A 13742-nucleotide genomic window follows, 5' to 3' on the forward strand; every position below is an offset into this window, starting at 1 on the left:
GAAGGGGGCCTTTCGCCGGTGTAAACGAAACCGCTGAGAGAAGCGAAACATCCCCGCGCGGCACGCTCCTCGGCATGACGATTCGACGGATCACCCGAGCGGCTGCCGCGCCCTGTCTGGCCGCCGCCCTCGCCCTGCTCGCCACCGCCTGCTCCTGGACCGGCGGAGGAGCCGCCGACGCGGGCGGGAGGAACGACCGGAGCGTGACCGAGGAGGGCAGGAAGGCCGACCAGGCCTTCGAGCACCGCAAGTGCCTGCGCGAGCAGGGGCTCGACGTGCCCGAGCCCAAGCCGGGCGAGAGCGGCGTGGGGCTCACCATCGGCGGTGACGGCATGTCCAAGGAGAAGATGGAGAAGGCGTTCAAGGCCTGCGCGGACAAGGCCGGCGGCGCCGGGTTCGGCAAGGAGCCGACGCAGGCCGACAAGGACAAGGCGCTCGCGTACGCGAAGTGCATGCGCGAGAACGGCTTCGACATGCCCGACCCGAGGTTCGACGGCGGCGCGCAGCAGGCCCTGCCGATACCGAAGGGCGCGCAGAAGCAGAAGTTCGAGAAGGCCGCCGAGGCGTGCGAAGGCGTGGCCCGATGAGCGGCGGTACGGCGGAGGGCGCGGCGGACCCGGACCCGTACCCGGACGAGCGACGGCGGCCGCTCGGGCGGCGGCGGCTCGGGTTCGCCCTCCTCGCGATCGTCGCCGTCGCGGGTGGGGGCGTCGCCGTCACCGCCCTGACCGCGCCGAAGGAGCCTCCGGCCGGCGGCGCAGGTGCCGGCACCGGCGCCAAGGGGCTGCCGCCCGCCACGGCTCCGGTCACCCGGGGCGACCTCACCGACAGCTCGCAGCAGGACGGCACGCTCGGGCACCTCGGGGAGCGGAAGATCAACGCGGGCGGTCCCGGCGGCACCCTCACCTGGCTCGCGCCGTCCGGCTCCGTGGTGCGGCGGGACGAGCGGCTCTACGAGGTCGACGGCGAGGCCGTCCGGCTGATGTACGGGGACGAGCCCATGTACCGGAGTCTGAAGACCGGCGACAAGGGCACGGACGTACGGCAGCTGGAGGAGAACCTGGCCGCCCTCGGGTTCACCGGCTTCGACGTCGACGAGGAGTACACCGCGAAGACCGCAGCGGCGGTCAAGCGCTGGCAGAAGTCGCACGACCTGCGGCAGACCGGCACCGTCGGCCCCGACCGGATCGCCTTCGCGGGCAGCGCGGTACGGGTGAGGGAGGCGGGTTCCGGCTCCGGTACGGGCTCGGGCGACGGGGGTGGCGGAGGCGGCGCGGGCGTTCGGATCGCCGTCGGCGACCGGGTCGCACCGGGCTCGACGGTCCTCACGGTGACGGGCTCCGAGCGGGTCGTGGCCTTCCGGGTACCGGCCTCCGAGGCCGGCTCGGCGAAGACCGGGACGCGGGTCCAGGTCACGCTTCCGGACGGCAAGCGGCTGCCGGGGAAGGTGTCGGCGGTCGGCAGGACCGCGACAGCCGGTGACGACCCCCAGGACAAGACCCCGAAGATCGATGTCACGGTCTCCTTCGACGAGCCGGACGAGGTGCGGGGCGTCGACCAGTCCCCGGTCACCGTCGAGCTGGCCGGCCAGACCCGTCGGGACGTCCTCTCCGTGCCCGTCAACGCCCTGCTCGCGCTACCCGACGGCGGATTCGGCGTCCAGGTCGTCGAGAACGGTACGGCGAGGGACGTCAGGGTCGAGCTCGGCATGTTCGCCCAGGGCAGGGTCGAGATCAGCGGCCAGGGGCTGCGCGAGGGCATGAAGGTCGGGGTGCCGTCCTGATGACCGGCACACTGGAACACCTCGCGGACCCCGGCCCGACCCCGGATCCGCCCCCGGATCCGGCTCAGGATCCGGCTCAGGTCCCCCGCCCCTCCCCCGTCCGGGTGCCGGTCGTGGAGCTCAGCGGCGTCGTCAAGGAGTACGCGGGCTGCGTCCGCGCGCTCGACGGCGTCGACCTCACCGTCGGCGCGGGTGAACTCGTCGGCATCGTCGGCCCCTCGGGCTCCGGCAAGTCGACCCTGCTCCACATCGTCGGCACCCTCGACCGGCCGACCGCCGGCACGGTCGCGATCGCCGGTCACGACATCGCCGCGCTCACCGACCGGCGGCTCTCCGCCCTGCGCGCCCGTCACATCGGCTTCGTCTTCCAGGCCTTCCACCTGGCCCAGGGCGTCAGCGCCGTGGACAACGTCGCCGAGGGACTGCTCTACTCCGGAATGCCCCGGGCCCGGCGCCGCAGGCTCGCCGTCGAGGCACTGGCACGGGTCGGCCTCGCCGACCGCGCCGGCCACCGGCCGCACGAGCTGTCCGGCGGTCAGAAGCAGCGCGTCGCGATCGCCCGCGCGGTCGTCGGCGGACCTGACCTGCTGCTCGCCGACGAGCCGACCGGCGCCCTGGACACGGCGTCCGGCGAGACCGTCATGGAACTGCTGCACGCCCTCCACCAGGAGGGGGCGACGATCGCGGTCATCACCCACGACACCGAGATCGCACGTCGCCTGCCCCGGCAGGTCCGGATCCGCGACGGCAGGGTCGTCGCGGACTCGGCCCCGTCGGAGCCGGGAAAGGGCGTGAGCTGATGGCCGGCACACGCAAGCGCGGGACGAACCGGCCGACTTGGCGGGCGAGGTCCCACGGCACGCCACGAGGCACGATGGCTTTCCAGGTGACGTCCCAGGGCGCGTCCCGGGCCGGTTCCGGTGCCGCCGGCCGGGAGGCCGGCGCGCTCAGAGCCCGCCGGCTCCGGCCGCGCGACGTCCTGCACGTCGGCTCGGCCGGGCTGCGCAGCCGGCCCATGCGGGTGGTGCTCTCGGCGCTCGGGATCGCCATCGGCATCGCGACGATGATCGCGGTGGTGGGCATCTCGGCCTCCAGCCAGGCGCAACTGCTCCAACGGCTCGACGCCCTCGGCACCAACATGCTGGTGGCGAAGCCAGGCGAGGGGGTGTTCAGCGGCCAGGAGGTGAAGCTGCCCAAGGACGCCGTCGGCATGGTCGGCCGCATCGAGGGCGTGGAGGAGACCGGCGCGAGCGCGGACCTCCGGCACACGGTGCGGCGCTCGCAGTTGATCCCGGAGGCGGAGACCGGCGGCATCGCCGTGAAAGCGGCGACCGAGGGCCTGCTCGGCGTGCTGCGCGGCACGACGGCGTCCGGCATCTGGCTGAACGCCGCCAACGGACGCTACCCCTCCGTGGTGCTCGGCCATGTCGCGGCGGAACGCCTTGGCATCGACCGGCCCGGACGGCAGGTGTGGATCGGCCACCGGTACTTCACCGTCGTCGGCATCCTCGACCCCCTGCCGCTCGCCCCCGAGATCGAGCGCTCGGCGCTGGTCGGCTGGGAGAGCGCGCAGCGGCTGCTCGGCTTCGACGGGCATCCGACGGCGGTGTACGAGCGGTCCACGGACGCGTCCGTCCGGCAGGTCCAGCGGCTGCTCGCCCCGACGATCGACCCGCGGAACCCGCAGAACGTGGCGGTGAGCGACCCGTCCGAGGCGCTCAAGGCGAAGGCGGCGACGGAGGGGGCGTTCTCCACGCTGCTCCTCGGGCTCGGCGGCATCGCCCTGCTCGTGGGTGGTGTCGGCGTCGCCAACACCATGATCATCTCGGTCCTGGAGCGACGCCACGAGATCGGGCTGCGCCGCTCGCTCGGCGCGACGCGGGGTCAGATCCGGATCCAGTTCGTCACGGAATCGCTGATGCTGTCGGGCCTCGGCGGCATCGCCGGCGTCGTGCTCGGCGGCGCGGCGACGGCGGTGTACGCCTCCGCGGGCGGCCTGCCCTGGGTGGTCCCGCCCTGGGCGGCCGGGGCCGGTTTCGTCGCGACTCTCGCGATCGGCACGGTGGCGGGCCTGTACCCGGCGGTCCGCGCCGCCCGCCAGTCACCGACCCTGGCGCTGGCGGCGGCGTAGCGACCGGTCCCGCTCCGGGCGTCCGAGCGAGACCAACCCCGCCTGTCGCCCTGTGAGTTCACCCGACCACCCAGAGCTATGCTCGCGAGCGCCGCCGCGGTCGCACGGCGGACCGAGACAGGAGCATCACCATGGCCATCATCGTCACGTTCGACCTCCCCGGCGCCGGACAGGAGCTCTACGACGCGGTCATCGATCGCGTGACGGGCGGCCGAGGCTTCTCCCGGTTCGCGGACCTGCCGAACCCGGGGCTCGTCTCCCATGCGGCGGGGCCGGTCGACGGAGGGTTCCGCGTGACCGAGGTCTGGGAGAGCGCGGAGGCCCTGGAGACCCACGCGAAGACGTTCGGTCCGGTCCTGGCCGAGCTCGGCCATGCCGACCTGCGGCCCACGATCATTCCGGCACACAACGTCGTCGTCCGGTAGGTGCGGTTCGGACCGCTCCCGCACCCGCACCCACACCCACACCCACACCGCATCGCACCACGCCGATTGCCCCGGTCGCACCGCGTCCGGGGCATCGTCGTGCCGGGACGCGGCGCGCACGCGCCAACTCACCTGCACCGCGAATGAATTCGCACGAATCCGGTCTTCGATTCGATCTTCCAACAGGCCCAGTTCGGCGCAATGTTGCAGATTCTGTCACATGATGTCTCTGATGGAATGTTTGTCCTGACGGCTGATAAACACTTCCCTGTCGGTGTCACCCCCCAGACGCCTGTACGAGATTCTCCGCATCGAGCGTGCGACAGGCCTGGAAAGGGTGGGTTCTGCTGGATACGAGCAACTGCCCGCACCGTGCTCGGCACAGGCTGCTCTACCTCGCCCTGACTCAGTGCAGGGCGGCACGTTCCACCCTCGCCCTGCGGGTACACGGCAGGCCGGGCGGAGTGTTCCACCTGCGGCAGGGCCAGGTGTTCGCGGTCGAGACACCTGGCGCTCCGACGGCGGAGGCGCTGCTGCTGCGGTCCGGACGGGTCAGCGCGGCGGACTGGGCGACAGCGTTGCCGACCGGGACGCTCGTGCCGGCCGAGGAACTCGTGACGCGCGGTCACATCGGCGCGGCCGAACTGCAGGTGGTCACGGTGATGGCCCTGCGGGACGCGGTCTTCGCCGTCGTCGCGGGCGAGACCGCCGAGTGCGTCGCCGTCCCGCCGCGGAACGCGCCGACGACGCTCGCCGCCCGTGGGGACGACCCGCTGAAGCTCCTCGACGAGGCGGCCCGCAAGGTCGCCGGCCTCGCCGCGCTGCCGCAGGCCGTACTCCCCGATCGCGAGCGGGTCGTCGCCGGCGCCGGTGTCGTGGGGCCGGCCGAACACCTGGCCCGGCAGCGGAGGGAGATCCTCTTCCACGCCAACGGCCGGCGTACGGCACGGGACATCGCCTTCATGGTGGGGCGCGGCGTCTACCACGTCACCGTCGAGATCTCCCGGATGCTCGGCGAAGGACTCCTTGAGCGAGCCGGCCGGGGCGAGGTGCTCGGGACGACGGAATCACGGTCGGTCCCGGCGCTCGAACCGCGACGCGCGGCCCACGGCGCCGGCACGGCGGGCGCGGACGCGGACCTGCCGTACCGCACCCCGGGGGCCAGCGGTTTCACGATGAAGTCCCGTCTCGGATGACTCCGTGACGGGTTGACGGGCCCCGGATACGGGGCCGTACCCGAGTGGTGAACGCCAGGGCCACCGGCCCATGGGTGCTCGGGGAAGCCAGGAACAGGTGCGAAGGGAAACCGAATGGACCATGAGGCATTGACCGGTGAGATGAGAGGGCTGCGGGACCAGATTCCCGGCATCACCGACACGGCCCTGGCGGCCGTCGACGGCATCCTCATCGCGGCCGACACCGAGGACGGCATAGAACCCAACGGTCTGGCCGCCCTCGCCGCGGCCAGTCTCGGCCTCGCCCGCCGGACCACCGGCGCGACCGGCCGAGGGGCGCTGCGCCGGACCGTGGCGTACGGCACCACCGGCTGCGCGGCGGTCTACGCCGTGGCCGACACGGCGCTGATGGTCGTCCTGGGCGACGAGGGAATGGACCTGGAGCGGCTCCACCTCGAATCCCAACCCGTACTGAAGCGGGTCGAAGCCATTCTGTCCGGAAGGAAGTGACGACGAGGTGACGAAGCCTGTGGCACAGGGATTCTCGGACGCGATCCAGGGGCTGGTGAAGGAGCTGCGCGCCGATGCCCCCGACTGCGTCGCGGCCGGGGTGGTCGACATGGGGACGGGGATGCTCCTGTCCTACGAGACCGTCGACAGCCACCCTCCGGAGGTCCTGGACCTGCTCGCGGGAGCCACCCTCGACCTGTTCCAGGGCCGCACCGTGGTCCTGATCGAGGACGTGTTCAAGGAGCGTCGCGGGGTCGCCAACGACCAACACTACTTCCAGGAGATCCTCGTCAACAGCGCCAATCTGACCCATCTGTTCATCCGCATGACGGAGAGCCAGGACGTGGTCGCGGTGGTCGTCTGCCGCAAGTCGGTGAACGTGGGCATGCTCTTCGCCCAGGCCCGGCGGGTGGTCAAGGCGTACGGGCTCTGAGCCGGGGCCGCGGCCACACCTGACTTCATGGACGGGTGTCCATGTATGCTGGACACCCGTCCATGAAGTATGAGGAGTGGGGTATCCGTGGAGACAACCGCGAACGTACTGGTCGCGCTGGTGGCCGCGCTGCACGCGTACATCCTGGTTCTGGAGATGTTCCTGTGGGAGCGGAAGCCGGGCCGTAACCTCTCCGGCTTCGACGCGGAGATGGCCCGCGCCACCGCGCCGCTCGCCGCGAACCAGGGCCTCTACAACGGCTTCCTGGCCGCCGGCCTTGTCTGGGGGCTGATCGCCGGGGATCCGACCGGGTTCCGGGTCCAGGTCTTCTTCCTCGTCTGCGTGCTCGTCGCCGGGCTGTACGGCGGCTTCACCGCCAATCGGCGCATCTTCGTCGCCCAGGCGCTGCCCGGCGCGCTGGCCCTGGCGGCCGTCCTGCTCGCCCGGTGACCGAAGTGCCCGCGGATCCCCGTACGGCGCGGACACGGGCCACGCTGCGCCGCGCGCTCCTGGAGGAGTGCGCCCAGCGCCCGCTGGCGGAGGTCAGCGTCGCCGCGCTGGTGCGCCGGGCGGGGGTCGGCCGTGCGACCTTCTACCTCCACTACGCGGACCTGGAGGCGCTCGCCGTCGACGCCTGCGCCGACATCGTCCGCGAAGCCGTGGACGCCCTCCACGCGTGGCGCGGTGTACCCGACCCCGTCACCCCGCCGCCGGCCCTGCCCGCCTTCTTCGAGCGTCTCGCCCCGCACGCCGCGCTCTACCGGGAGCTGCTGCGCCCGGGCGGCAGCGGCCCGCTCGGCCAGGTGCTGCACCAGGATCTGCGCGCCCGCAGCCGCACCGAGCGCGCCCTGGCCGGCGCGCCCGAACCCGACCTGGTCGCCTCCGCCGTGGCCGCGACCTTCGCCGGGGTGCTCGCCGACTGGCTGCACGGCCTCATCGAGGCCTCCCCCGCCGAGATCGCCCAGCGGGTCTGGCGCCTGCTCGTCAACCTGCACCGCACCCCACTGAACTGACCTCGGTCGTCAGGAGTCCGTGGACCTCGAGAGCGTGGCGAGGAGCGCCCGCCGTAGGCCGGCCGGGCCGGCGGATCGGCGGCGCCTCGGAAATCCATTTGGCAACCGTGACGACCGCTGTTACGTTTCCGGAGGCCGTGCAGCAGAACGAGGAGGTGGTACCCGTGAACACAGTATCGACATGGGTGCTCCCTTCCGGGGTCACGGTCGGGCGATAGGTCGTCGTCCGGGAGCGCCGCATCAGTGCACTCCCGAAAGGCATGACCCATGCACTTCACTTCCCAGCAGCACCTCGACGACGGTGTTCTAGAGCGCCGCTTCACCCTCGGCGAGATCCCCGGAATCCTGTGGACGCCCGCCTCGGCGTCCCCGTCCGCACCGGTGCCGCTGATCCTGCTCGGGCACCCCACGCTCGGGCTCGACAAGATGTACCCCCGGCTGGCGGAGCGGGCCCGGCACGCCGCGGCCGACGGCTTCGCCTCGGCCACCATCGAGCTCCCCGGCAGCGGTGACCGGCCCCATTGGCCCGCCGCCGAGCAGGCCCGAGCCGAGCTGCGGCAGGCTCTGGCGGCCGGCGAGCCGGTCGGTGACGAGATCGTCGACGCCGTCATCCTGCCGCTCGTCGACAGGGCGGTTCCGGAATGGCAGGCCGCTCTCGACGCCCTGCTGGCGCTGCCCGAGCTCGGCGGCCCGGTCGGGTACTCGGGCGGCGTGATCTCCATCGGCGTCCGGCTCGCGGTGGTCGAACCGCGCATCGTGGCCGCCGGCCTCTTCGCCGGCAGCTTCATCCCGCGCGCCATGTTCGAGGAGGCCCGTCGGGTCACCATTCCGCTGCACGTCCTGTTGCAGTGGGACGACGAAGGGAACGACCGGCAGGCCGCCCTGGACATGTTCGACGCCTTCGGCTCCAAGGAGAAGTCCCTGCACGCCAACATGGGCGGGCACACCGGCGTCCCCGCGTACGCGGGGGAAGCCGCGGCCCGGTTCTTCACCCGGCATCTGCGCTGAGCCGGGGGGCCGGCCCCGCGGCCGTTCGCCGGACGGTAGGCGGTCGGCGGTAAGGGGTCGGCCTCCTGCGTAGCCGCCCCGATCGCGGCGGTACCGGCCCTCGGCGGTACCGCCGCGATCGGCTGTCCGGGAGACCGGTCGGGACGGGATCGCCTGACGGTCTGTCGCCTCCGGAAGACCACCCCCGGCCTCGCCCGGCAACGGCCCCGCGCACCTCGCGGAGATACCCCCTTGCCTAATGGTCAAGAATCGTTGACCATTGCTCGCATGACTGCGGACGATCAGCCCGAGACCTTTCACGTCACCACCGACGAACAACTGCGCGCCGTCTCCAACCTCACGCGTCACCGGATCATGGCCGTGCTCCGCTTCGAGCCCGCGACGATCACCCAGATCGCCGAGCGAGTGGGCCTCGCGAAGGGGAGTTCCAGCTACCACGTACGGCTCCTGGAGCGGGCCGGCCTGGTGAAGGTGGTGCGGACCCGGAAGGTCCGGGGCGTCACCGAGCGGTACTACGCGATGGCCGCGCGGTCGATCGTGCTGCCTGATCCGGGCCAGGGAGGCCCGGACGTGCTGATGCGGCACGCGGTGGCGGACCTGGAGGCGTCGCCGGCGGCCGGCGAGCGGCACGTGGGGATGGCGCATCTGCGGCTCACCGACGAGCAGTTCGCGGAGCTGGGGGCGCGGCTGCAGGCTCTGGCGGAGGAGTACCGGGAGCTGTCCGATCCGTCGCTGCCGGACACGTCGCTCGTCTTCGCGCTGTTCCACCCGGCACGGCCCGAGCAGCAGGTAGAGGGGGGCGCCAAGTGACCTCAGACATACGGAAGTTGCCGACCGGGTTCGGACGGCTGTGGACCGCGCAGACGGTCTCCTCGCTCGGTGACGGGGTCACCCACGCCGCGCTGCCGCTGATCGCGCTGACCTTGACGCGGGACCCGATGGCGCTCGCCGTCGTCACGGCAGCGGGGACGCTGCCGTGGCTGCTCTTCGGGGTGCTCGGCGGTGCGCTCGTGGACCGCTGGGACCGCCGGCACACGATGTGGATCGCGGACACCGCACGGGCGGTCCTGCTCGCGATACCCGCGGCGGCGGCCGTGCTCGACCTGCTGAGCATTCCGCTGCTCGCGGCCGTCGCCTTCCTGCTCGGCCTCGGCGGACTCTTCTTCGACACCGCCGCCACGGCCTATCTGCCGGATCTCCTCCGGCGCGACCCCGCGCTCCTGGAGTGCGCCAACTCCCGCTTGCGCGGCGCCCAGACCGCCATGTCCGGCTTCGCGGGGCCGCCTGCGGGCAGCGCCCTGCTCGCGCTCGGGCGGGCGGTTCCGCTGCTCACCGACGCGGCGTCGTTCCTGCTCTCCGCCCTGCTCGTACGGACGCTGCCTGCCGTGCCCCGGCCCGCACCGGAGGCCCGCGAGTCGCTGCTCCGACAGGCACGGGCCGGGGCCTCGTACGTCTTCCGGGACCGGGTGCTGCTCGGGCTCGCGCTCCGTCCGGCGGTCGGGAACATCGCCTTTCTCGCCGTGGAGACCGTGCTCGCCCTCTTCTCCCGCGAGCGCCTCGGCATCGACACCTACGGCTTCGGCCTGCTCCTCACGGCGGAGGCCACCGGCGGTCTGCTCGGCGCGGGCATCGCCTCCCACCTCGGCCGGCGGCTCGGCACCGGCGCCGCGCTGACCTTCACGGCCACCGTCGAAGGGCTTGCCATCCTCGGACTCGCCTCCGCCCCGAACCCGTACGTGGCCGGGCTCGCGCTCGCCGTCTGCGGGGCCGGCATGGGTGCCACCATGGTGCTCGCGCCCTCCCTCCGGCAGGCGATCGTCCCCGCCCACCTGATGGGCCGGGTCGCCTCCACCTCCCGCATGCTGGCCATGTGCGCCGCCCCCGTCGGTGCCTTCCTCGGCGGCTGGCTGGCCACCACGTACGACATCCGCACCCCGCTGTACGCCGCCGCCGTCCTCCTCCTGGCGATGACGGCCGTCACGGCGTCCATGACCAGCAACCGCCGGGTGGAAGCGGCGCTGAAGGCCGCCGGCGCCGAGGACACCGCCAAGGGCCCTGCCCAGGAGGCCGCCCCCGACGCGGGCCGTTGACCGGGAGCCGGCCAGGCACGCGATCGCGTCCGGCCACGTCCGGCCGCGGATTTGTCTGCAGGTTTTCACCATGGAAAGAGTGGGCGCGCGCCGCGAGACTTGCCGCGACCAGCCGATCTTGCAGGGGGACGCCTCGATGGTGTGGATGACGGCACGCGAGGTAGGCACCGCGTCCTCGACCATCCCGGCCACGGGAGTGCCCGACGGCGCCAGACCGGCGTCCAGGGCGCACCTCTCCGGCAGCACCGAGTAGCGGCCGGCTCCCGGACTTCGGCGCAACGCTCCACCAGCGCCGCGAGACGCGCGACAGCGCGCAGACACTCAGGCACCGCAGTGCCTCCGAGGTCCGGTCGAGCGCCCGTTTCCTGACCGGCTCGTGCCCACGTGCCGGGCCGACCGAAAACCCTCATGGAGTTCACCTTGATGTACCGCAGACCACGCCGACGACGTGTGCTCGCCGCCCTTCCCGCGCTGATGGTCGGCGCGCTCCTCTCCCCGGCGGCGACCGCGAGCGCCTCCCCGGCAGCACCCGTCTCACCCGCAGGACCCGCGGCTCCGGAACCCGCGGCCCGGATCGACCTGGTGCTCGACCTGTCCGGGTCGATGAACGAGAACGACGCCGGCGGCCAGACCCGTCTCGCCGCCGCCAAGCAGGCCGTCACCCGGATCATCGACACGGCCCCCGGACAGGCCCCGTTGGGACTGCGCGTCTACGGCGCCACGTACCCGGGACAGGACAAGAAGCGGGGCTGTGCCGACACCCAGCAGGTCCTGCCGGTCACGCCGATGGACGGGGCGGCGCGTGCCGACGCCAAGCAGCGGGTGGCCGGGTTCAAGGCGGTCGGGTTCACCCCGATCGGCGTCTCGCTCCGCGAAGCCGCCAAGGACCTCGGCACGAGCGGCAGGCGCCGCATCGTCCTGGTCTCGGACGGTGAGGACACCTGCGCGCCGCCGCCTCCGTGCGACGTCGCCCGGGAGCTCAAGGCGCAGGGCGTCGACCTCGCCGTGGACGTGGTCGGGTTCCGTACGCCCTCCTCGGCACGTGCGCAGCTGAAGTGCATCGCCGACGTGACCGACGGGTCGTACGCGGACGCCGACGACGCCGACTCGCTCACCGCCGATCTGGGCACCCTGTTCCGCAAGGGATGGCGCACCTACCGCGCCACCGGAAAGCCGGTAGAGGGTTCCCTCAACGGCTGCCAGGACGCTCCGCTGGTCGCGCCCGGCCAGTACCTGGACAAGTTCACCGGCGGCCGCAACCTCTACTACAAGGTCAAGAAGCGCCCCGACCAGCGGCTGCAGGTGAGCGCCACCGCCGTCGCAGAGGAGGGGTACGGGCGCGGTGCCATCATCACCGTCGCGGCCGGGCCTGCGGGCGACGGTGAACCCCGCGCCTGGCTGAGGGAGTTCGACCAGTCCATGGGGTGGGCGAACATCATCACCACCGGAGGCCGCAGCAGGCCCGGAGCGGGCAACGAATCGCCCGCGCCGGACGACACCGGCTGCATCATGGTCGAGAACGACATCACCGACTCCGGCGACAAGCCGATGCCCGTCGAGCTGCTCGTCGGCATCGCCGACAAGACGACCCAGGCGGCCGGAGCCCGGACTCCGGCGCCCCGCACCGGGGCCGAAGCCGAGGGCGGTTTCTCCTTCAACAGCGCCACCCCGATCGGACCGGGCACCCACCGGCAGTCCATCGCCGTCGGCGAGGCGCCGTTCTGGCGGGTGGAGGTGAAGGCGGGCCAGAAGCTCACGGTCAAGGGCGGTGTGGACATCCCTGCCGACTTCCCCAACTCCGTCACCACCGGGTGGAACGTCACCGTCTACAACGCCATGCGTGAGGAGACGCTGTGCAATGAGGACAATGACGTGACCGAGCTCTTCGCGGGTCGGACGGGGCACATCGAGCGGGTCTGCGGGCCGTGGGAGATCACCGCGCCGGACGACACGAAGAGCCCCGACTCGAAGGGGTACGACGTGCCCGGCACGTACTACATCCAGGCGCAGGTCGCCGAGCCGCACGACGAGGCGAAGGGCATCGTCGTGCCGATCTCGCTGACCGTGGACATCTCCGGCGCACCGCGTTCCGGGAACGGCCCGGTGTTCTTCTTCGGTGACGACGCCGCCCAGGGCCCCGCGCCGTCGGGCGCGACGGGGAACGGGGCCGAGAGCGGGAGCGCCAAGCAGGATGGGGCCGGCGACACGGCGGGTGCTGCCGCGAAGGACGACGGCTCGCTCGTCGGCGGGCTCGCCCTGCCGGTCGGCATCGGCGCCGGGGTCCTCCTGCTGGGCGGCATCACCTTCTACGCCCTCAGGCGCCGCGGGACCGCCTGACAGCACCCCGCATCCGTCCCGTCCCGGCCCGGCCCGACGCGGGGCCGGGCCGGGCGGGTGCGGATCCGTCGTACGTCAGCCTCGGACCGAGGCATGGAAGGTCACTTGGCGAGCGACTGCTTCACGGCCAGGTCCTCGCTGCCGGTCCAGTAGGTGACCTTGGGATCGTTGTCGATGTTCACGAAACCCATGCCGCCGGGCAGCGGGACATTCTGCTCGTAGCCCTCCGGAGAGAGGCTGACGCCCATCTTCTTCACCGCGGTCGTCGGCACGCCGGTCCGGAAGAGGCGAACGCCCGCGTACGCCTTCTTCCCCGGCTGGACCAGGAACTCCTCGAGCTGGGACTTCATGACGCTCGCCTGGTGGTGCGCGTCCTCGAAGACCACCGCGGGGTATCCGCCCAGGACGCACGCCTTGTCGCTGGTGTTGGTGGCTGTGAGGAGGATGTGCTGGAGCGAGTCGTGCGGCGAGGTCGACGCGGTGATCGTGAAGCTGTCGTCCGTGCACGGAGGGCCGGGGACGCCGTCGCCCCCGACGTCGCCTCCGCCGTCACCGCCCTTGCCGGGGCTGGTGCTGGGCGCGGCGGAGCCGGGCGCGGCCGAGCCGGGTGCGGCGGAGCCGGTACCGCCGCTCGGTGTGGCGGACGGGGTCGCGCTCGCGGTGCTGGACGGCGCGGTCCCCGCGCCCTCCGCCCCGGCGTCGGGGCTGCAGGCGGCGGTCGAGAGCAGCGCGGCGACGGCCGCCGCTCCCAGGGCGTAATTCCTCAAGGTCGTGCGTGCGGTACGCATGGTGGTTCCCCCGTGTGCGATTGCGTGATCGACGTGGCGTGATGCGGTG

At 72.4% G+C, this 13742-nt stretch carries 15 protein-coding genes; 14 read left to right on the forward strand and 1 reads right to left on the reverse strand.

Annotated features, from left to right (window positions below):
• The first annotated feature begins 74 nt into the window (after positions 1 to 74).
• From JAO84_RS00155 to JAO84_RS00220, 14 genes are all read left to right on the forward strand, one after another.
• A complete protein-coding gene (locus JAO84_RS00155; RefSeq protein WP_370409302.1) occupies positions 75 to 587 on the forward strand; it encodes a hypothetical protein in 513 nt (170 codons plus the stop codon).
• Positions 584 to 1783, forward strand: a complete 1200-nt coding sequence (locus tag JAO84_RS00160; protein WP_370409303.1) for a peptidoglycan-binding protein — start codon at positions 584 to 586, stop codon at positions 1781 to 1783. Before JAO84_RS00155 ends, JAO84_RS00160 begins: the two co-directional genes overlap by 4 nt.
• The gene (locus tag JAO84_RS00165; RefSeq protein WP_370409304.1) at positions 1783 to 2583 is read left to right on the forward strand and encodes an ABC transporter ATP-binding protein; all 801 of its coding nucleotides are present in this window, start codon (positions 1783 to 1785) and stop codon (positions 2581 to 2583) included. The genes JAO84_RS00160 and JAO84_RS00165 overlap by 1 nt, the downstream gene beginning before the upstream one ends.
• A gap of 74 nt (positions 2584 to 2657) precedes the next feature.
• Positions 2658 to 3914 carry an ABC transporter permease gene (locus tag JAO84_RS00170; RefSeq protein ID WP_370409305.1) on the forward strand — a complete coding sequence of 419 codons (1257 nt, stop codon included), beginning with the start codon at positions 2658 to 2660 and terminating at the stop codon, positions 3912 to 3914.
• A 131-nt stretch (positions 3915 to 4045) separates the two neighbouring features.
• On the forward strand, positions 4046 to 4339 hold the full coding sequence (locus JAO84_RS00175) for a hypothetical protein (RefSeq protein ID WP_370409306.1): 294 nt from the start codon (positions 4046 to 4048) through the stop codon (positions 4337 to 4339).
• A 464-nt stretch (positions 4340 to 4803) separates the two neighbouring features.
• Positions 4804 to 5535 carry a MarR family transcriptional regulator gene (locus JAO84_RS00180; RefSeq protein WP_370409307.1) on the forward strand — a complete coding sequence of 244 codons (732 nt, stop codon included), beginning with the start codon at positions 4804 to 4806 and terminating at the stop codon, positions 5533 to 5535.
• Positions 5536 to 5649: 114 nt separating this feature from the next.
• Positions 5650 to 6024, forward strand: a complete 375-nt coding sequence (locus JAO84_RS00185; protein ID WP_265865767.1) for a roadblock/LC7 domain-containing protein — start codon at positions 5650 to 5652, stop codon at positions 6022 to 6024.
• A gap of 19 nt (positions 6025 to 6043) precedes the next feature.
• Positions 6044 to 6457 carry a hypothetical protein gene (locus tag JAO84_RS00190; protein ID WP_370416617.1) on the forward strand — a complete coding sequence of 138 codons (414 nt, stop codon included), beginning with the start codon at positions 6044 to 6046 and terminating at the stop codon, positions 6455 to 6457.
• Between the two features lie 87 nt (positions 6458 to 6544).
• Positions 6545 to 6907 carry a DUF1304 domain-containing protein gene (locus JAO84_RS00195; protein ID WP_370409308.1) on the forward strand — a complete coding sequence of 121 codons (363 nt, stop codon included), beginning with the start codon at positions 6545 to 6547 and terminating at the stop codon, positions 6905 to 6907.
• 5 nt (positions 6908 to 6912) lie between these two features.
• Entirely contained in the window at positions 6913 to 7470 is a 558-nt protein-coding gene (locus JAO84_RS00200; RefSeq protein ID WP_370416618.1) for a TetR/AcrR family transcriptional regulator, read from the forward strand.
• A gap of 267 nt (positions 7471 to 7737) precedes the next feature.
• Positions 7738 to 8478: an alpha/beta hydrolase gene (locus JAO84_RS00205; protein ID WP_370409309.1), complete on the forward strand. Its 741-nt coding sequence runs from the start codon at positions 7738 to 7740 to the stop codon at positions 8476 to 8478.
• Between the two features lie 267 nt (positions 8479 to 8745).
• On the forward strand, positions 8746 to 9288 hold the full coding sequence (locus JAO84_RS00210) for an ArsR/SmtB family transcription factor (protein ID WP_370409310.1): 543 nt from the start codon (positions 8746 to 8748) through the stop codon (positions 9286 to 9288).
• Positions 9285 to 10568, forward strand: coding sequence for an MFS transporter (locus JAO84_RS00215; protein WP_370409311.1), 1284 nt, complete (start codon positions 9285 to 9287; stop codon positions 10566 to 10568). Before JAO84_RS00210 ends, JAO84_RS00215 begins: the two co-directional genes overlap by 4 nt.
• 423 nt (positions 10569 to 10991) lie before the next feature.
• Positions 10992 to 12905: a VWA domain-containing protein gene (locus JAO84_RS00220; RefSeq protein WP_370409312.1), complete on the forward strand. Its 1914-nt coding sequence runs from the start codon at positions 10992 to 10994 to the stop codon at positions 12903 to 12905.
• Positions 12906 to 13006: 101 nt separating this feature from the next.
• Here JAO84_RS00220 and JAO84_RS00225 read toward each other — a convergent pair whose 3' ends face one another.
• The gene (locus JAO84_RS00225; protein ID WP_370409313.1) at positions 13007 to 13693 is read right to left on the reverse strand and encodes a DUF4232 domain-containing protein; all 687 of its coding nucleotides are present in this window, start codon (positions 13691 to 13693) and stop codon (positions 13007 to 13009) included.
• Between the last annotated feature and the right edge of the window lie 49 nt (positions 13694 to 13742).

Origin of the sequence: Streptomyces fradiae (assembly GCF_041270065.1) — a bacterium.
Taxonomy (GTDB): domain Bacteria; phylum Actinomycetota; class Actinomycetes; order Streptomycetales; family Streptomycetaceae; genus Streptomyces.